Source organism: Streptomyces pseudoechinosporeus, assembly GCF_054783935.1.
Window position 1 is genome coordinate 1 of the sequence record NZ_BAAGPS010000050.1, and the last position, 18,272, is coordinate 18,272.

21 protein-coding genes and 1 pseudogene are annotated in these 18,272 nt (G+C 70.1%); 12 read left to right on the top strand and 10 right to left on the bottom strand.

The annotated features are described in order from the left end of the window. Nucleotides 1-986: serine/threonine-protein kinase (locus tag ACYVO6_RS34015; RefSeq protein ID WP_461068014.1), on the bottom strand; the 986-nt coding region annotated here is incomplete at its 3' end. A 165-nt stretch (nt 987-1,151) separates the two neighbouring features. After that, nucleotides 1,152-1,417 (bottom strand): annotated as a pseudogene (locus ACYVO6_RS34020) (VOC family protein); the annotation flags it as partial. 179 nt (nt 1,418-1,596) lie between these two features. Between ACYVO6_RS34020 and ACYVO6_RS34025 the strand changes: the two are divergent. Then, the gene (locus ACYVO6_RS34025; protein WP_461068016.1) at nt 1,597-2,244 is read left to right on the top strand and encodes a TetR family transcriptional regulator; all 648 of its coding nucleotides are present in this window, start codon (nt 1,597-1,599) and stop codon (nt 2,242-2,244) included. Nucleotides 2,245-2,456: 212 nt separating this feature from the next. On the opposite strand, the gene ACYVO6_RS34030 is transcribed toward ACYVO6_RS34025, so the two are convergent. Next, nucleotides 2,457-2,933, bottom strand: a complete 477-nt coding sequence (locus ACYVO6_RS34030) for a nitroreductase family deazaflavin-dependent oxidoreductase (protein ID WP_461068018.1) — start codon at nt 2,931-2,933, stop codon at nt 2,457-2,459. Then, on the bottom strand, nt 2,933-4,132 hold the full coding sequence (locus ACYVO6_RS34035) for an acyl-CoA dehydrogenase family protein (protein WP_461068020.1): 1,200 nt from the start codon (nt 4,130-4,132) through the stop codon (nt 2,933-2,935). Before ACYVO6_RS34035 ends, ACYVO6_RS34030 begins: the two co-directional genes overlap by 1 nt. Before the next feature lie 135 nt (nt 4,133-4,267). On the opposite strand from ACYVO6_RS34035, the gene ACYVO6_RS34040 reads away from it, so the two are divergent. The 3 genes from ACYVO6_RS34040 (at nt 4,268) to ACYVO6_RS34050 (ending at nt 6,519) form a co-directional block, all read left to right on the top strand. Then, complete coding sequence (locus ACYVO6_RS34040) at nt 4,268-5,434, top strand: thiolase C-terminal domain-containing protein (protein ID WP_461068594.1); 1,167 nt, start codon at nt 4,268-4,270, stop codon at nt 5,432-5,434. Nucleotides 5,435-5,558: 124 nt separating this feature from the next. Then, complete coding sequence (locus tag ACYVO6_RS34045; protein ID WP_461068022.1) at nt 5,559-5,897, top strand: XRE family transcriptional regulator; 339 nt, start codon at nt 5,559-5,561, stop codon at nt 5,895-5,897. Nucleotides 5,898-6,093: 196 nt separating this feature from the next. Beyond that, on the top strand, nt 6,094-6,519 hold the full coding sequence (locus tag ACYVO6_RS34050; RefSeq protein WP_461068024.1) for a pyridoxamine 5'-phosphate oxidase family protein: 426 nt from the start codon (nt 6,094-6,096) through the stop codon (nt 6,517-6,519). Nucleotides 6,520-6,551: 32 nt separating this feature from the next. Here ACYVO6_RS34050 and ACYVO6_RS34055 read toward each other — a convergent pair whose 3' ends face one another. Next, entirely contained in the window at nt 6,552-7,421 is an 870-nt protein-coding gene (locus tag ACYVO6_RS34055; RefSeq protein ID WP_461068026.1) for a GNAT family N-acetyltransferase, read from the bottom strand. A 132-nt stretch (nt 7,422-7,553) separates the two neighbouring features. Between ACYVO6_RS34055 and ACYVO6_RS34060 the strand changes: the two genes are divergently transcribed. Continuing rightward, on the top strand, nt 7,554-8,210 hold the full coding sequence (locus tag ACYVO6_RS34060; protein ID WP_461068028.1) for a pyridoxine/pyridoxamine 5'-phosphate oxidase: 657 nt from the start codon (nt 7,554-7,556) through the stop codon (nt 8,208-8,210). A 126-nt stretch (nt 8,211-8,336) separates the two neighbouring features. Here the strand turns inward: ACYVO6_RS34060 and ACYVO6_RS34065 are convergent, their stop codons facing one another. From ACYVO6_RS34065 to ACYVO6_RS34080, 4 genes are all read right to left on the bottom strand, one after another. Continuing rightward, a complete protein-coding gene (locus ACYVO6_RS34065) occupies nt 8,337-8,741 on the bottom strand; it encodes a type II toxin-antitoxin system VapC family toxin (protein ID WP_461068030.1) in 405 nt (134 codons plus the stop codon). After that, entirely contained in the window at nt 8,734-9,009 is a 276-nt protein-coding gene (locus ACYVO6_RS34070; RefSeq protein WP_461068032.1) for a type II toxin-antitoxin system Phd/YefM family antitoxin, read from the bottom strand. The genes ACYVO6_RS34065 and ACYVO6_RS34070 overlap by 8 nt, the downstream gene beginning before the upstream one ends. Before the next feature lie 95 nt (nt 9,010-9,104). Beyond that, a complete protein-coding gene (locus tag ACYVO6_RS34075; protein WP_461068034.1) occupies nt 9,105-9,524 on the bottom strand; it encodes a Zn-ribbon domain-containing OB-fold protein in 420 nt (139 codons plus the stop codon). Further along, nucleotides 9,524-9,973, bottom strand: a complete 450-nt coding sequence (locus ACYVO6_RS34080) for a DoxX family protein (protein WP_461068036.1) — start codon at nt 9,971-9,973, stop codon at nt 9,524-9,526. Before ACYVO6_RS34080 ends, ACYVO6_RS34075 begins: the two co-directional genes overlap by 1 nt. Before the next feature lie 141 nt (nt 9,974-10,114). On the opposite strand from ACYVO6_RS34080, the gene ACYVO6_RS34085 reads away from it, so the two are divergent. The 7 genes from ACYVO6_RS34085 (at nt 10,115) to ACYVO6_RS34115 (ending at nt 16,886) form a co-directional block, all read left to right on the top strand. Continuing rightward, nucleotides 10,115-10,504: a cupin domain-containing protein gene (locus tag ACYVO6_RS34085; protein ID WP_461068038.1), complete on the top strand. Its 390-nt coding sequence runs from the start codon at nt 10,115-10,117 to the stop codon at nt 10,502-10,504. A 134-nt stretch (nt 10,505-10,638) separates the two neighbouring features. Beyond that, nucleotides 10,639-11,835, top strand: a complete 1,197-nt coding sequence (locus ACYVO6_RS34090; RefSeq protein ID WP_461068040.1) for a flavin-containing monooxygenase — start codon at nt 10,639-10,641, stop codon at nt 11,833-11,835. A 342-nt stretch (nt 11,836-12,177) separates the two neighbouring features. Beyond that, nucleotides 12,178-14,403 carry an acetate--CoA ligase family protein gene (locus ACYVO6_RS34095; protein WP_461068042.1) on the top strand — a complete coding sequence of 742 codons (2,226 nt, stop codon included), beginning with the start codon at nt 12,178-12,180 and terminating at the stop codon, nt 14,401-14,403. Nucleotides 14,404-14,569: 166 nt separating this feature from the next. Next, complete coding sequence (locus tag ACYVO6_RS34100) at nt 14,570-15,445, top strand: enoyl-CoA hydratase/isomerase family protein (protein WP_461068044.1); 876 nt, start codon at nt 14,570-14,572, stop codon at nt 15,443-15,445. A gap of 67 nt (nt 15,446-15,512) precedes the next feature. Next, nucleotides 15,513-16,130: a flavin reductase family protein gene (locus ACYVO6_RS34105; RefSeq protein WP_461068046.1), complete on the top strand. Its 618-nt coding sequence runs from the start codon at nt 15,513-15,515 to the stop codon at nt 16,128-16,130. 91 nt (nt 16,131-16,221) lie between these two features. Further along, nucleotides 16,222-16,491: a hypothetical protein gene (locus ACYVO6_RS34110; protein WP_461068048.1), complete on the top strand. Its 270-nt coding sequence runs from the start codon at nt 16,222-16,224 to the stop codon at nt 16,489-16,491. Further along, complete coding sequence (locus ACYVO6_RS34115) at nt 16,488-16,886, top strand: PIN domain-containing protein (protein ID WP_461068050.1); 399 nt, start codon at nt 16,488-16,490, stop codon at nt 16,884-16,886. Before ACYVO6_RS34110 ends, ACYVO6_RS34115 begins: the two co-directional genes overlap by 4 nt. On the opposite strand, the gene ACYVO6_RS34120 is transcribed toward ACYVO6_RS34115, so the two are convergent. Beyond that, on the bottom strand, nt 16,873-18,219 hold the full coding sequence (locus ACYVO6_RS34120; RefSeq protein WP_461068052.1) for an MFS transporter: 1,347 nt from the start codon (nt 18,217-18,219) through the stop codon (nt 16,873-16,875). The genes ACYVO6_RS34115 and ACYVO6_RS34120 overlap by 14 nt on opposite strands. Between the last annotated feature and the right edge of the window lie 53 nt (nt 18,220-18,272).

The window sequence follows — 18,272 nt, forward strand, 5'->3', positions numbered from 1 at the left end:
TGGCCTGCGGCCCCGGCAGCGGCCCCGGCACCGGGCGCACCCCGCCCGCCACTGCGGCCGCCGCCGGACGACGACGGCTTCGCCGCCGGACGCCCCCCGCGCCGCGTCTCGATCAGGCTCACGGCCCGCTCGGGCAGCCACGCGGACGCCGTACCGCTGTCGTCGGAGCCGGAGCCGAACAGATGCGGTGCGAGTTGGGCCTGGAGGTCGGCCGGGTTGGGGCGGGCGGTGGCCTCCATCTGCATACAGGACTCGATCAGCGGGCGCAGTTCCTCCGGGAGGCCTTCGAGGTCCGGGCCTTCCCTGAGCAGCATGAAGACGGTCTCGACGGGGTTCGCGCCGTGGAAGGGGGCGTGGCCGGTGGCGGCGAACACGAGCATCGAGCCGAGCGAGAAGACATCGCTCGCGCCGGTCACGCTGCGTGAGTCCTTGGCCTGCTCGGGCGACATATAGGCGGGGGTGCCCACGGCGACATTGGTCATCGTCAGCCGGGTGTTGGAGACACCGGACGCGATACCGAAGTCGATCACGCGCGGTCCGTCCTCGACGACGAGGACATTGGACGGCTTGAGGTCCCGGTGCACGAGCCCGGCGCCATGGATGGACTGAAGCGCCTCCGCGACGCCCGCCGCCAGCCAGCGCACCGCCTGGGCCGGGAGCGGCCCGCACTCGGTCACTATCTCCTCGAGCGAGGGCGCGGGCACGAACGCGGTCGCGAGCCACGGCACGGCCGCGCGCGGGTCGGCGTCGACCACGGCCGCCGTGTAGAAGCCGGAGACGGCCCGTGCCGCCTCGACCTCGCGCGCGAAGCGGACCCGGAACAGCTGGTCCTCAGCCAGTTCCGTACGGACCGTCTTGATCGCCACCCGTCGGCCCGAAGCCGAGCGCGCCAGATAGACCAGCCCCATGCCGCCGGCACCCAGCCGTCCCAGCACCTCGAACGGCCCGATCCGCCGCGGATCGTGCTGCGTCAGCTGATCCACCACTTGCCTGCCACCTCCCCGTACGCGGCTGTGTTTCCAGCCACTGCGCAGCGTCTCACCACCGAACCGCTCCGGCGGCACGCACTCCGATTCTTCCTGGCCCGGCCGTCGGTTGCGAACCCGGGGCCGGACCTGGATGTCTCGGGGCGTTCCGGGACAAAAGCATCCTCAGCGTTGGAGCACCGCGAAAGACGCCCCTTGATTGTCGGTGACGACCGCCACACTTCCGTACGACGTGTCGAAGGGCAGCGCCTGGATTCGGCCGCCCAGTCACCTCACCGTACCGAGTGCGACGTCACAGTCCTCCACCTGGAAGTGGACGAGGAAGTGGGGCGGCATCTCGGCCGGGAAGACGTCGGCGACGGGCGCGCGGCCGGGCTGAAGAGAGTACCGTGGAAGAGCTCGCCGGAGAAGCGCTTGCCCGCCTCCGCATCGGGGAGCCGGGCGTCGAGCCGGCAGGGGACGCCCTCCCCGAAACCGGCGTCAATGGCGGACGGCTCGGATTCGGCCATACCGCCCAAGCTAATCGCCTCCCGCACATCCCGCAGAGCAGTCACACCCCATTTGCAGTCGGCCGAATCGCGCCCCGATCACCCCTCGGTAAGCTGACGTCATGACAGGACAAGTGCGTACCGTCGACGGCCGGGTGGCCGGACGGCGTGGGCAGGCGACTCGACAGAAGCTGCTCGACTGCCTAAGCGAAATGCTCAGCTCGTCGCCCTACCGGGATGTCAAAGTCATCGACGTCGCGCGGAAGGCGGGCACGTCACCGGCGACCTTCTACCAGTACTTCCCGGACGTCGAGGGCGCCGTCCTGGAGATCGCCGAGCAAACGGCCGCGGAGGGCGCCGGGTTGACCGAGTTGCTCGAGGGACGTTCCTGGACCGGCAAGGCGGGCTGGCAGACGGCTCAGGAACTCGTCGACGGCTTCCTCGACTTCTGGCGCAAAAACGATGCCATCCTGCGCGTCGTCGACCTGGGCGCCGCCGAGGGGGACAAACGGTTCTACAAGATCCGTATGAAGATCCTGAACTCCGTGAACAACTCCCTTACGAACACGGTCAAGGAGCTCCAGGCCAAGGGCAAGGTCGACAAGGACGTGAGCCCGGCGGCGATGGCCGGTTCGATCGTCGCGATGCTCGCGGCGGTGGCCTCACACCAGAAGGGCTTCCAGTCCTGGGGCGTCAAACAGGCCGAACTCAAGCCGAATCTGGCCCTGTTGGTGCATATGGGCGTGACCGGCAAGAAGCCGACGAGATAGGTCACTCAGGCACGAGATAGGTCACTCAGATATCTGTTAGTTGTTAGTACGGTTTGGTACCCCCCACTACCCACCCCCCACGCTTTCGTAGGCCCAAATCCTGTCAGGCAGACGGCAGTTCACTTCGGAGTCCGCTCCGGTGGACTGCCGTCCGTCGCGTTACGGGCCCGTCGGCGTCGTACGGCCGACCCCTCAGCGTCGTACGGAGCCCCTCAGCGTCGTACGAGCCGGAAGAGCCGTATCTCGCGAGCGACCCGTGCCTGGTACGTCGCGTACGGCGGCCAGAAGTCCAGCAGCGCCTTCCACACCGTGTCCCGTTCCTCACCCCGCAGGAGACGGGCGGTGACCGGGATGTCCCTGCCCTTCCAGTTGATCTCCGCGTCGGGGTGGGCGAGGAGGTTGGCGGTCCAGGCGGGGTGATCCGTACGCCCGAAGTTGGACCCGATGAGAATCCAGGTTCCGTCGCTTTCCGGCATGCAGGCGAGTGGCGTACGCCGGGGCAGCCCGCTCTTCGCCCCGCGCGCCGTGAGGATGACGCCGGGCAGCAGCTGGGCGCTGAGCAGGACCTTTCCACGGGTGAGCCGGTGTACCGCGCGGTCGAGCGCGGGAACGACGCGCGGAGCGATCCGTGCGAAGGCACGCGTCGAGGACACCTTCTGCACCACCCGGACTCCCACGGAAACGGCCATCAGACCGCCACCTCCCCGCCGCCGAACAGCCGCGCCTCCTGTGCCGCGTACGCCCGCAGCCGGTGCACGGGCCCGAAGAGCAGCTCGTCGCCGGACGCCCGCTTGAAGTACAGATGCGCCTCGTGTTCCCAGGTGAACCCGATCCCACCGTGCAGCTGCACCCCCTCGGACGCGGTGGCGCGCAACGCCTCCAAGGCCTGCGCGAGGGCGAGCGGGCCCACGCGCTCGTCGCTCGCGGCCGTCGCCCAGGCCGCGTAGTAGGCGGCCGAGCGGGCCGCCTGGACCTGCACATACAGGTCGGCCAGCCGGTGCTTGACCGCCTGGAACGACCCGATCGCCCGCCCGAACTGCTCGCGCTGCTTGACGTATTCGACGGTCCGCTCCAGTACGCGATCAGCGGCGCCGACGGCTTCGGCGGCAAGGACAGCGGCGGCGGTGTCGCCGACGCGGGCCAACGCGGACAGCACGGACAGCACGTCTGCGTCCTCCCCGCCCAGCAACTCCGCGTCCACATCCCGGAGTTGGAGGCGGGCCTGCGGGCGGGTCGCATCGAGGGACGTCTGCCGCATGCGTACGAGCCCGTCGGCCCCTGCCCGTACGAGGAACAACAGCGTGCGGGACCGGGAGAACCCACCGCTGTGCGCGGCCACGACCAGCACCCCCGCACTGTGCCCGTCCAGCACCTGATCGACCTGCCCGTAGAGCCGCCAGGTGCCGTCTTCCGAGCGCTTGGCCTGTACGCCCCCCGCTCGGCCCCCGCCCGCCCAGTCGCCGTGGTTGTCGCCGGTCAGGCCGAGGGCGGTGGTGAGACACGTGCCGGGTACGGCGAGGGCGGCGGTGAGGGCGCCGGAGGCGATGCGGGGCAGCAGCCCGGCCCGCTGGGCGTCCGTTCCGAGGGCGAGCAGCAGGGGCGCGGCCAGGACGGCCGTCGCGAGCAGGGGCGAGGGGGCGAGCACCCGGCCCGTCTCCTCGCAGGCGAGGGCGAGCTCGGTCGCCGAGCAGCCGACACCTCCGTACGCCTCCGGAAGCGCGAGCCCGGGCAGGCCGAGCTGTTCGGCGAGGACGGTCCACAGTGCGGGGTCGTGCCCGGCCGGGGTGTCGACGGCGGCCCGCAGTTCCTCCGCACCGCAGCGCTTGTGCAGCAGCTCGCGCAGGGTACGGCGGATCTCGTCCTGTTCGGCGGTGAAGCGGGCGTCCATGGCCACCTCCGGGACGACGACCTACGAGTGATGTGATCTGACGGGCCGTCATGTTAGGGCGGCGGGGCGGGGATGCCCAGAGGCGCGACGCCTGCCACTTCCGACCGTATCTGATGTACCGTCAGATTCATGGTCATGGGAGCCCGGAGGAAAGTGGCCGTCGTCGGCGTGGCCCTCTCGGACTGCGGCCGCGTGGACGACGCGACCCCGTACGCACTGCACGCCCAGGCCGCCCGCCGCGCCGTGGCCGACGCGGGCCTGGACCGGTCACTCGTGGACGGCTTCGCCTCGGCGGGTCTGGGCACCCTGGCCCCCGTCGAGGTCGCCGAGTATCTGGGCCTGCGCCCCACCTGGGTCGACTCGACCTCGGTCGGCGGCTCGACCTGGGAGGTCATGGCGGCCCACGCGGCGGACGCGATCGCCGCCGGGCACGCGAACGCGGTCCTGCTGGTGTACGGGTCCACGGCCCGCGCGGACATCAAGGCGGGCCGTCGTACCGGGAACCTGTCGTTCGGCGCACGGGGTCCGCTGCAGTTCGAGGTCCCGTACGGGCACACCCTGATCGCCAAGTACGCCATGGCCGCCCGCCGCCACATGCACCAGTACGGGACGACGCTGGAACAGCTGGCCTCCGTGGCCGTCCAAGCGCGGGCGAACGCCGCACTGAACGACGAGGCGATGTTCCGCGCCCCGATCACGGTCGAGGACGTCCTGTCCGGCCCGATGATCGCGGACCCCTTCACCAAGCTCCACTGCTGCATACGTTCCGACGGCGGCGCGGCTGTTCTTCTGGCGGCGGAGGAGTACGTATGCGACTGCCGTACACCCCCCGTCTGGATCCTCGGCACCGGCGAACACGTCTCCCACACCACCATGTCCGAGTGGCCCGACTTCACGGTGTCCCCGGCGGCGGTGAGCGGAAAGCTGGCGTTCGAGCGAGCGGGAGTCCGCCCGGAGGAGGTGGACGTGGCCCAGCTCTACGACGCCTTCACGTACATGACGCTCGTAACGCTGGAGGACCTGGGCTTCTGCGAGAAGGGCGAGGGCGGCGCGTTCGTCGAGAAGGGCCGGCTGTTGGTGGGCGGGGACCTGCCGGTGAACACGGACGGAGGCGGGCTCTCCGCCCAACACCCGGGTATGCGGGGGCTGTTCTTGCTGGTGGAGGCGGTGCGGCAGTTGCGGGGGGAGGCGGGGGCGCGTCAAGTACGGCGGAGGGATGGGGAGTTGCCCCAGCTGGCCGTCGTGTCCGGCACGGGTGGATGGTTCTGCTCGTCGGGGACGGTGGTGCTGGGGCGGGGGTAAGGGGCGGGCGAGCTCCTCGTTCGGGTGAACCGGGGGGTGATCCACACTCCGAGGGTTACCGCGTGCACCAACTCTGCCCATGGCTCAGTCGGCACCCGGCCGAGTTGGACACGAGGGAGGGCAAGTGAGCACGGTCAGCTGGGAGGAAGTCAAGCGCAGGGTGGACGAGCAGCGGAAAGCTGCGGGGATCCCGGTGCGGTCGCCCGAGGAGAAGCGGGCCGACAGGGAGCGGCTCCTCGCCGAGGTGTGGGCCTACAAGCTCGCCGAGATCCGTCGTGAGCAGGACCTCACCCAACGGGACATCGCCGACTCGATGGGGGTCTCCACGCCTCGGATCTCGGCGATCGAGCATGGAGAGATCGACCGTACGGAGGTGGCCACTCTGCGCGCCTACGTACGGGCCCTGGGCGGAGAGCTCCGGGTGGTGGCGGACTTCGGGGGCACCGCTTACACGGTTGGCTGAGCCACGCCTCGTGCCATATGGGATCACTAGTCCATCAACCGCTGCCGGTGGGCGCCGGCCGTACTCGCCTATCTGCAGGCGCGAGCCGGCCGTTGCGGCGCGTCGCGCTGTCGGAATACCGACCAGTACGGGGCACGCTGGCTCAGAGGAGCATCGTCCGCATTGTCCGCATCCTGGAAGGCTGAAGGAGACCGACATGGCCCTGAGTCGCGAAGAGCGTGAGCAGTTCTTGGCCGAGCCGCACGTCGCCGCGTTCGCGGTGGATGCCGGGGAGGGACGGGGTCCGGTCACCGTGCCCGTCTGGTACCAGTACGAATCCGACGGCACCGTATGGATCCTGATCGGGCTCGATTCCCGCAAGAACCAGCTGCTCGGCACGGCGGGCCGGTTCTCCCTGCTGGTCGACCGGATCGAACCCACCATCCGGTACGTATCGGTCGAGGGCCCGGTCATCGACACGACCCCCGCCACCATCGAGCATCTCCGGGAACTCGCCGCCCGCTACCTCCCGGCCGACAAGGTCGACGGCTATGTCGACTTCGCCTGGAAGGAGCACGGCGAGCAGGTGATCGTTCGCATGCGCCCAGAGCACTGGCTGTCGTCGGACCTCGGTTCGGTCTGAGACGCGTCGCGCGGGACATCACGTACGGAACGTCACGTACGAAACGTGTGCACGGCGAAGTCCCGTACCGGCCGATAGCCGATCCGCTGGTACAGCGCGTTGCTGGTCGGATTGGCGAGGTCGGTGAAAAGCAGCACCTCGTCGGCGCCCGCGGCGAGCGCGGCGCGGCTGACCGCGGCGGTGGCCGCGCTCGCGTAACCGCGGCCTCGCAAGGCGAGCGGGGTGTAGACGGGCGCGACGCGGATCTGCCCGGCGACCTTCGGGATGGCGCCCGCCATCGCGACGGGCGTGCCGTCCGGCGTCTCCCAGAACGTGATGCCGCCGTGGGCGAGGCGGCCCTCGGCCCAGCGGTCCGGGTCGCGGTTGGCCTTTTGGCCGGTCGCCGCGCCGAACTCGGTGTACCACCGCGCGACCAGCCCGTGGTCGTCCCCGGTGGCGAGCCTCGCCCTGCCGGGCGGGGCCGGCTCGGGTGGTGTGAGCGTGCCGAGCCGGTAGAGCCGCTGGTTCGTCGTGAGCTGGGCGGTGGCTCCGGTACGGCGCTCCCAGGCGGTCGCGAAGGCCGCGACCGTGTCCGCAGGGCCGTTGACGCCGGGGAGCGCATGACCTGTCTCCGAGAGTCGGGCGGCGAGCGCGTCGGCGGCCTCGGGGGTGGTGGCGGTCAGGTTCAGTGGGTGCGGAGGTGTCCGCAGGGCGGTGGCCCGCACGGCACCGTCCCGGTCCGCGAGCCATGCGAAGTACGGCGGCTCCGGCCCGAAGGTGGCCGAGCCCCCTCTGCCCAGCGCGTCGGTGACCGTCAACTGCACGGTGTGCAGGGCGGGTTTCGAGTGCAGGAAGCTCCCGGCTCGGTCGAGGAAGACCTCGAGGTCACGGGTTAGATGCCAGTCGGGCGAAACGGAAGCCATACGCAATGGTCCCGTGGACCGCTCCCGCCACGCACGCGATTTACCTCGGGCCCGGCCTGGCCCGAACCGCCGCTTGCCGGGCATGCAGCCGCCCGCGACCGGCAGGATGCTCCGTCGGGCGATACTCGCCGTATGGAAACGGATCTTCACGAGCTTCTGCGTTCCCTGCGCGTGTGGGACACCGAGTTGCCCGTCTTCGACCCGGCCGAGGCGCCCGAGGAGCCGCTGCCCCTCTTCGCGCGGTGGCTCGCGGAAGCCGTGACGGCCGGGCAGACCGAGCCGCACACGATGTCGCTCGCGACGTCGGACGAGGACGGCCTGCCCGACGTCCGTACGGTGATGCTGCACGGCGCCGACGCGAACGGCTGGTCCTTCGCCACCCACGCCACCAGCCGCAAGGGCCGCCACCTGGCCGCCCGCCCCTACGCGGCACTCGGCTTCTACTGGCCGGCACAGGGCCGCCAGGTACGCGTACGCGGCCCGGTGACGCCCGCCTCACCGGAGGAATCCCAGGCAGACCTGCACGCCCGATCGACCGGCTCCCTGGCAGCGGCTCTGGTCGACCACCAGAGCGAAGTACTGGACTCCGTCGGGGAGTTGGCGCAAGCGTCGGAGTCCGCCTGGGAGCGGGCGCAACGGGAGCCCGAGGCCCAGGTCCCGTCCTGGACCTTGTACCGCGTCCGACCGGACGAGGTGGAGTTCTTCCAGGGTGACGCCCGGCGACGGCACGTACGGCTCGACTATCGCCGTACGGACGGGGGTTGGGCCAGGCAACTGTTGTGGCCGTGAGGACCCGGGAGGCTGGTTTGTAAAAGTGTGACACTTCGCGCCGAAGCGTCACACTTTTACAAACCAGCCCCCGCCTCCCCTCCCCGCAGCCGCAGAGGTGGGGCCGGGCGGACGAGACCTCACCGGTCAGATGGAGACCACGAGCACCGTGCCCTCCAGCCCCTTGAAGTCCTCAGAGTTTCGCGTAAAGAGCGGCAGGCCCCTCACCGAAGCGATAGCAGCGATCATCAGGTCCATGCGCCGTGGGCGGGGATCCCTCTTGGCAACGATGGTCAGCGCCACCAAAGTGCCGTATCTGGCAGCAGCGTCCCCGTCGAACGGCAGGGGGTCGAAGTCGGCGACCGCGGCTCCCAGCTTCTCCATGCGGGCCGCCCTCGTAGCGGGGTCCTTGGCCATGGCCACACCCTGCTGCAACTCGGCGAATGTCACGGCGGTGAGCTCCGGCGCAACGGGAAGGTCCTCCGGGCTGAGCACACCCAGATCGATGTAGGTACAGGTATCGAGGACGCCCTGGGGGTGACGATCAGCCACGCTTGCGCTCCCATGGGTCGTACTCGACGAGTTCATCGCTCCCGAAGACCTCGTCCGCCTCCGCGCGCATCTGCGCGTAGTCCACATGCGGCAGCGTCCGGTGCCGGGCAACGAGTTCCTCGGCGCTCAGCCGGCGCCGACGCGCCAGCGGACGCAGTTCGGCGACCTCTATGCCGTTACGCGTGATGTGGTACGTCTCGCCAGCCTCGACCGCGTCCATGACGGCGGCGGAGTTGTTACGGAACTCCCGCTGGGTGATCGTCTTCATGACGTAATTGTAGCCCGCCGTGTCTCACTGCGCTACAGGCCGGAATCGCGTGGAGATGGGCCGGCGCGCCATGGAATCCCGTACGTCCCCACGCCTCACACCCGGGGCCGGAACACCGGCACCACGACCTCCCCCGCGCCTTCTCCCGCCTCCCGAAACGCCACCTCAAGCCCCATCCCGACCCGCAGCGCACCCTCCTCGCACTCCACCACCTCGGTCATCATCCGCGGCCCCTCGGCGAGATCGACGACGGCAGCGACGTACGGCGTACGACTCCCGAAGGGCGGGAGATCGTTGCGGTGGACGACGGACCAGGTGTAGAGCGTGGCTCGCCCGCTCGCCCGCTCCCAGGCCACGTCCTCGCTCCAGCAGTACGGGCAGAACTCGCGGGGGTAGTGGTGGGCCCGCCCGCACTCCCCGCACCGCCGCACGAGCAACTCGCCACGGCCGGCCGCCTCCCAGTACGCACGCGTGAAGGCATCGACTTCCGGCACATCGAAGCGCGCCGCCCCCATCAGAAGAGCCCCAGCGCGCTGTCCAGCGACCACGTCTGCCACGACATCCCGAACAGGGCCACCAGGGAAATCAGCGCCATCATCGAGTTCTGCCCCTGCTCGGCCCAGTCATGGATCATGAGAACGAGGTAGAGGAGGTTGAGGAGCAGGCCGCCGACCAGGGCGATCGGTGTCAGGAAGCCGACGATCAGGCCCAGCCCCAGGGCGAGTTCCGCATACACGACGACGTACGCCATGGCCCGCGGCCGAGGCGCGACGACGACGTCGAAGCCGCTGCGCACGGCGGTCCAACGGTGCTTCGCCGCGACATCCGCCGCCCACGCGATCCCCGTCCCCCGCTCGAACCACCCCTTCTTGTCCTTGTGCCGCCAGCTCTCCAGCCACCACAGCCCGAGCCCGATACGCAGCACGGCGACCCATTCCGCACCGGTGAGCCAGATCGTGTCCATGGACTTCCCTGCGGTCGAAGGAATCTGACGATACGTCAGTTCAGCGGATGCACGGCAACCGCGCAAGACATGAGAAGCCGAGACCTCTTCCCATGGTCGGCCGAGGAGGGGCCCAGTTCGCCGGTGTTAGCGTTCGGCCGCATGGACGACGGCGTGTACGTGGGCAATGCGGGCAGAGACGCGGCGCTGGACCGCGGATGGCTGCTCGGGCACTTCAAGGGCGAGGGTGATCCTCGTCAGAGCGACGCGGTGGAGATCAAGTGGGGCGTCCACCCAAGTGGTGACCAGCGAGCGCAGTGGGTGCGGGGCGAGAAACGCACGGCCCTGCTGGTTCTCATCAGCGGTCGCTTCCGGGTCGAGCTGCCCGGCCGCAGCGTTCTGCTGGAACGCCAGGGTGATTACGTCGTATGGGGCCACGGAGTGGACCACTCCTGGATCGCGGAGGAGGAGTCGGTGGTGTTGACCGTGCGGTGGCCGTCCGTTCCCGGGTACGCGGTGCCGGAGAAGGAGCGCACGGCTTCGCGTACATGAGCCTCATCGATCGCACACTCTGAGGCGTCTGCGCCACGAATCCCACCCACTCCTCCCACAGCCGTGATCGATTCGCAATCGATTCCGGGCTTGACCGACACCCATCAAGTGACGCGGTGAATACGCTCAGGCACATGGCCGACTCTCCCGACGCGACGCGTTCCCCGGCGCACCACGCGGTGCCCTCCCACGAAGACCGACCCGTGTACGTCATCGGCGGCGGCCCGGGTGGGCTCTCCGCGGCGTACGCCCTGCGCGCCCAGGGCGTACGAGCCGTCGTGCTGGAGAGATCCGAGCACGTCGGGGCGTCCTGGCGGCGGCATTACGACCGGCTGCATCTGCACACGACCCGGCGGTTGTCGTCCCTGCCGGGCCTTGCGATGCCGCGCTCGTTCGGGCGCTGGGTCTCGCGGGACAACGTGGTGCGGTATCTGGAGAAGTACGCGGAGCACCACGAGCTGGAGGTCGTGACGGGGGTCGAGGTTTCCCGCGTGGAGCCCGCCGCGGACGGCACCGGCTGGCTGTTGCGCGCCACCGGCGGTCGTGAGCTGACCGGCAGCGCGGTCGTGATCGCCACCGGCTACAACCACACGCCCCACGTGCCCGACTGGCCGGGCCGCGACGCGCACAAGGGCGAGCTGCTGCATGCCGGCCAGTACCGCAACGCCGCCCCCTACGCCGGCCGCGACGTCCTCGTCGTCGGCATCGGCAACACGGGTGCCGAGATCGCCGTCGACCTCGTCGAGGGCGGGGCCGCGCGCGTACGGCTCTCCGTGCGCACCGTGCCGCACATCCTGCGCCGGTCCACGGCCGGGTGGCCCGCCCAGCGCACCGGGATTCTCGTACGGCGGCTGCCGGTCGGCCTGGTGGACCGACTGGCCGGGCCGGTGGGGAAGATCAGCGTGCCGGATCTGTCGGCCCACGGCCTGCCCCGGCCCGACACCGGGCTCTACTCGCGCGTGAACGAAGGCTCGATCCCGGTACAGGACGTCGGCCTGATCGACGCCGTACGCAAGGGGCAGGTCGAGATCGTGCCCGCCGTCGACGCTTTCGAGGACGGCAAGGTCGTCCTCGCGAACGGCGACCGGATCGACCCGGACGTCGTCATCGCCGCGACCGGCTACCGGCGCGCCCTGGAGGACATCGTCGGCCACCTCGGCGTCCTGGACGAACGCGGACGCCCGGTCGTCCACGGCGCCCGCACCCCGAAGAACGCCCCCGGCCTCTACTTCACCGGCTTCACCAACCCCATCAGCGGCATGCTCCGCGAACTCGCCCTGGACGCCCAGAAGATCGCGAAGGCGGTTGCCAAGGCGGGGGCGCGGAGGTAGCGGGCGCGGGGGTAGCGCCCGCGTCGGTGCGGGCGGCAGCCCGCACGGCGAGTGGCAGCGGGCACGGCGGGCGGCGCGACCCTCGCTTCCGGAGGGCTGCACCGTCCGGGACGTCCGGGACGAGCCGACCCAGCCGACACTCCGGTCGGCCCGCGCACCCGGTATCCGGGGCCGTCTGGCGCCCCGGATACCAACCCGCCACGTTCCTGTGACGACCGTGGCGGGTACCAACCACGTGTCCGCCACAAGTTCTTTGCGTGCAGGCCGGTTCCTGACGTGGCGTCAGTTCAGTAATCTGACACTGCGTCAGTTATTGGCAGTCACACAGGAGCGGGCGGACCGATGCTTGGATCAACCCACGGCACCCTCACCACCGACTCCCGCCGGGCCCGGGTCATCGCCTGCGGCGAGCAACCGGCGCCTGCCGTGCACGGCAGGCCCGCCGCCACCGACGACCTCGACGTCAGCGGCCGGCCGCTGTACGCCGGCGTACCCGACCTCGACCGTTTCTTCCGCCCCGAGTCCGTGGCCGTCGTCGGCGCCTCGGACGCCGAGGGGCGGCCGAACACCGGCATCACAAGGCAGTTGCTCTCCTGGGCCGAGCGGGTCGGCGCCCGGCTGCACCCGGTGCACCCCACCCGTCAGTCCGTCTTCGGCATCTCCTGCGTCCCTTCTGTCGCGGACCTGCCCGAACAGGTCGATCTGGCCGTGCTGTTGGTCTCCGATCCCCTTCCCGTGATCGAGGAACTCGCCGAGGCCAAGGTGAAGTTCGCGGTCGCCTTCGCCTCCGGGTTCGCCGAGACCGGAGCGGAGGGCGCCGCCGCGCAGGCCCGCCTCGCCGCCGCCGTGGAGCGCTCCGGGCTGCGGCTGCTCGGGCCGAACACCAACCTCAACGCCTTCGAGAAGTTCCGCGACGACCTGGACGGGCCGGCGATCGCGCTGATCACCCAGTCCGGACACCAGGGGCGTCCCGTCTTCACGATGCAGGAGCTGGGCGTACGGCTCTCTCACTGGGCGCCCACCGGCAACGAGGCCGACCTGGAGACCGCGGACTTCATCTCCTACTTCGCCGAGCAGCCGGAGGTCGGCGCCATCGCCTGCTACGTCGAAGGGCTGAAGGACGGCCGCTCCTTCATGCTCGCCTCCGACCGGGCCGCCCGGCGCGGTGTCCCCGTCGTCGCGGTCAAGGTCGGCCGCACCGAGACCGGCGCCCGCACGGCCGCCTCACACACCGGCAAACTGACCGGCGCCGACGCGGTGGTGGACGCGGCGATGCGGCAGTACGGCGTGATCCGCGTCGACGGGCTGGACGAACTCCATGACACCGCGGCCCTGTTGGCCCGCGCCCGTCCCTTGAGCGCCGATGGAGTGGTCGTCTATTCGATCTCGGGCGGCACGGGCGCGCACTTCTCGGACCTGGCGACCGAGGCGGGACTGCGTCTGCCCCGTCTGTCGGACGCCAAGCAGGCCGAGCTGCACCAGTGGATACCGGAGTACCTCGACGTCGCCAACCCCGTCGACAACGGCGGGCACCCCGTGGGCGACTGGCGCGGCCGCAAGATCATCGACTCGATCCTCGACGACCCGGCGGTCGGCGTGCTGATCTGCCCGATCACCGGGCCCTTCCCGCCGATGAGCGACCAGCTGGCGCAGGACCTGGTGGACGCGGCGGAACAGACGGACAAGCTGGTGTGCGTGGTGTGGGGATCGCCGGTCGGCACCGAGTCCGCGTACCGCGACACCCTGCTGGGCTCCTCCCGCGTCGCCACCTTCCGCACCTTCGCGAACTGCATCACGGCCGTCCGAGCCCATCTCGACCACGCCCGCTTCACCGCCTCGTACCGCTCCCCCTTCGACGAGGCGCCGCGCACGCACTCGCCCTCCTTCCGCAAGGCGCAGGCGCTGATGCGGCCGGGACAGCAGCTGAGCGAGCATGCGGCGAAGCAGCTTCTGCGGGCGTACGGAATCCGCGTACCCCGCGAGCAGTTGGTGACCAGTGCGGCGGCTGCCGTGCGGGCGGCCGGGCTCGTCGGCTACCCCGTCGTGATGAAGGCCTCCGGGGCGCAGCTCGCCCACAAGACCGAACTGGGCCTGGTGAAGGTCGGGTTGACCTCCGCCAGTCAGGTCCGCGACGCCTACCGGGAGCTGACCGACATCGCCCGCTACGAAGGCGTCTCGCTCGACGGGGTCCTGGTGTGCCAGATGGTCGATCCCGGAGTCGAGATGGTCGTGGGCGTCACGCAGGACGATCTCTTCGGGCCGACGGTGACGGTCGGGCTCGGCGGCGTACTCGTGGAGGTGCTGCGGGACACGGCCGTACGCGTGCCGCCGTTCGGCGAGGAGCAGACGCGGGCCATGCTGGGCGAACTGCGCGGGCGGGCGCTGCTCGACGGGGTCCGCGGGCGCCCCCCGTCCGACCTCGACGCGCTGGTCGAGGTCGTGCTCCGGGTGCAGCGCATGGCGCTCGAACTCGACGGCGAGCTGGCGGAGCTCGACATCAACCCACTGATGGTGCTGCCCAGGGGGCAAGGGGCCGTCGCGCTGGACGCGATGGCGGTGTGCCGCTGAGGCAAGCGGCCCTCGCCACCTCCACCGCCATGCCACCGTGCGAACGGCGCCCACGATCCCGCGAACGGCGCCCACGATCCCGCGAACGGTGCCCACGATCTCGCGTACGGCACCGTCCGTCCCCCGTACGGCGCCCTTCACTCCCCGTACGAAACGGAGTACCCCCATGTCCGACTCCCCCCGTGATTCCCGCGAACCCTCTGACACATCCCGGAGCGCCGGTCCCGACCAGCGCTCCGGCCCCGAAATTTCCCTCGAGTCATTGGTACGGCACGCCACTGACAATCAGGTCGCGTGGATCACGCTCAACCGGCCCGAGGCAATGAACGCCATCACCTCTGACCAGCGAGAACGCCTGATCCAACTTTTTTTCGAGGCCTCCGCCGACCCGGACGTACGGGCCGTCGTCCTCACCGCGACGGGCCGCGGTTTCTGTGCGGGCGCCGACCTGCGCGGTGGACCACTCGCCGCGGAACGGGTCGCCGGCGACGTGGCCCGGGTCATCCGTCTCGGCGCCCAGCGCCTCATCGCCGCCGTCCTCGACTGCGAGAAACCGGTGATCGCCGCGGTGAACGGCACTGCGGCGGGCATCGGCGCGCACCTCGCGTTCGCCTGCGACCTGGTGATCGCCGCCGAACCGGCCAGGTTCGTGGAGGTGTTCGTACGGCGCGGTCTGGTCCCCGACGGGGGCGGCGCGTACCTCCTCCCCCGGCTGATCGGACCGCAGCGGGCCAAGGAGCTGATGTTCTTCGGCGACGCGCTGGGAGCTGCGGACGCGGAACGTCTCGGGCTCGTCAATCGCGTCGTACCGGCCGAGGAACTGGAGAAGACGGCCCGCGAGTGGGCCGAGCGCCTCGCCGCCGGGCCGACCCGGGCCCTCGCCCTCACGAAGCAGCTCGTGAACGTGTCCCTGGACGTCGACCGTGCCACCGCGTTCGCGGCCGAGGCCGCTGCACAGGAGATCAATATGACGACGGCGGACGCGAAGGAAGGGGTGGCGGCGTTCGTGGAGCGGCGCGGGGCCGAGTTCAGGGGACGCTGAGGGTAGCGGGCGCTGAGGGTTCAGAGGGTTCCTATCTGACGGGTCGTCAGGTTCAATGGAGGGCGTGATGGGACATGCAGGGATGGCCGCCGCTGCCGTCCGCTACCTCAGGTCGGCCGGGGCCTCCACCGTCGCGGGGCCCGTGGAGGCCTTGCCGCGGCCGGATCTGCGCGCTGTCGGGGACGACGAGCGGGCGCCGGTCGATCAGGGCGAATTCCGGCGCGTACTGGGGAACTTCGCGACCGGGGTGACCGTTGTCACCGCACCCGCCGCCGACGGCGAGGGCGGCCCTGCCGGTTTCGCCTGCCAGTCCTTCTCCTCCCTCTCCCTCGATCCGCCACTGGTCGTGTTCATGGTCGCGCGTACGTCGACGACGTGGCCGCGGATCGCTCGCGCGGGCGTGTTCTGCGTGAACGTACTGGGGGCGCACCAGGGTGAGTTGTGCCGTGGGTTCGCGGTGAGCGGGGCGGACAAGTTCGCGGGGGTTGTCCATGACGCGACGCCGGTGTCCGGGTCGCCGCGGCTGGATGGGGTGCTCGCGTGGATCGACTGCACGATCCATGCCGTGCACACAGGCGGGGACCATCTGATCGTGGTGGGGCGGGTGCAGGCGCTGGGGACGAGCGGCGGCGACGGTGCGCCTTTGCTGTTTCATCGGGGGCGGTTCGGACGTTTGAGCGACTGATGCGGGGATTCTCCGGAAGCCGTTCATCAGTGCGAGTGATTCGTAAGACCAGGGCTGTCACTGTGCGCAGTGACTGGCTTACCGTCGAGGTGTGAATGAACCAACACGGATCGATATGTCCGAGCTCTCCGAACCGAGCCGGGTGTCCCAGATCGTCGCCGGACCGTACCCGGTGGAAATCACCGACCACGGCGAGGTGGTCCATGTGATCAGCGGCAAGTCCAAGGGGATCACGGCAGAAGAGATGATCGCGTTCTGGGAGTCGGGCGGCGGAATCGACCGCGCGATGCTGGATGAGATCGACGCGATGTTCTCCGACACGGACGAGTACACGGAGCACGGCAGCGAGGACCCTCGGTGATTGCTTCCACCGCCCTCGCGGACACCTCGTTCTTCGTCGCCCGAGAGACGGGCCGCCCCATGGCCACTGCGCTGCCGCGCACGACCATGGTGTCATCGATCACCCTGGCCGAGCTGTCCTTGGGCGTCCAGGCGGCCCGCGACAACGCGACGCGCGAGGCCCGATTGGCCACCCTCATGCTCGCCACCGACCGTGAGATTCTGGCCGCGGACCGCATCGTCGCTTCCGTCTGGGCTCAGTTGATGACGGAGATCGCCAGATCGGGCCGCCCTCTCCCCAAGGCCCGCGTCAACGACGCCTGGATCGCGGCGACAGCCCGCAAACACGACCTCCCCGTCATCACCCAAGACGCCGGTTTCACCGCCTTCCCCGGCGTCCAGGTCATCCGGGTGTGACCGCGAGGCCGGCCCCCGCGGTCGGCCTCCTCCGGATCACCAACGCCATCAGCGCCGCCACCGCGCACAGTGCCCCCGACGCGTACCAGACCACGTCGTACGAGCCGAAGGTGTCGCGGGCGAAGCCTCCGAGGAAGGCGACGAGGGCGGCGCCCACCTGGTGGGAGGCCAGGACCCAGCCGAAGACGATCGCGCTGTCGTCGCCGTACTGCTCGCGGCACAGAGCGAGGGTCGGCGGGACGGTGGCCACCCAGTCGAGGCCGTAAAAGACGATGAAGAAGACCATCGGGAGCTGCACCGAGGGCGCCAGCAGCATCGGCAGGAACAGCAGCGATACGCCGCGCAGGGCGTAGTAGACCGCCAGCAGACGCCGCGGCTCGAAGCGGTCCGTGAACCAGCCGGAGGCGATCGTGCCGACGACGTCGAAAACCCCGATGACCGCCAGCAGCGAAGCCGCCGCCGTGATCGGCATGCCGTGGTCGTGGGCCGCGGGCACGAAGTGCGTCTGGATCAGGCCGTTCGTCGACGCGCCGCAGATCGCGAAGGTACCGGCCAGCAGCCAGAAGGGGCCGGTGCGGGCCGCCGAGAAGAGGACGTTCACCGTGCGGCGGGCGGCGCCGGGCACAGGGGGCGGCTTCTCCACGAACTCCGGTGATCCGTAGGGCTTCAGCCCCACGTCCGCCGGGTGGTCCCGCAGCAGCAGCCATACGAAGGGGACGACGGCGAGGGCCGCCAGTGCCACCGTCACGGCGGCGGGACGCCAGTTGTGCTCCGAGATGATCCAGGACAGCAGCGGCAGGAAGATCAACTGACCTGATGCCGAGGCCGCTGTGAGGATGCCCGTCACCAGTCCGCGCCGCTCGGTGAACCACCGGTTCGTGACCGTCGCCGCGAACGCCAGCGCCATCGAGCCCGACCCCAGCCCGACCAGCAGACCCCAGCACAGCATCAGCTGCCACGCCGCCGTCATCCACACCGTCGCGCCCGAGCCGATCGCGATCACCAGCAGCGCGACCGCGACCACCCGGCGGATCCCGAAGCGGTCCATCAGCGCGGCGGCAAACGGCGCGGTGAGCCCGTACAGCGCGAGATTGACGGACACCGCGAGTCCGATCGTGCCGCGCGACCAGTCGAATTCTTTGTGCAACGGATCGATGAGCAGGCCCGGGAGGGAGCGGAAGGCCGCGGCGCCGAGGATCGTCACGAAGGTGACGGCCGCGACGAACCACGCGCGGTGCACGCGCGAGCGGCGCCGCTTTCTCGCCCCCTCGGACTGCCTCTCGGACGTCCTCGCGGAGTCCTGGACTGCTGAAGCTTCGGTCGTCTCAGTCACGTCATAGAGCTTCTGTGCTGCGATGACCGCGATCGAGTGGCCCGAAAGACAGT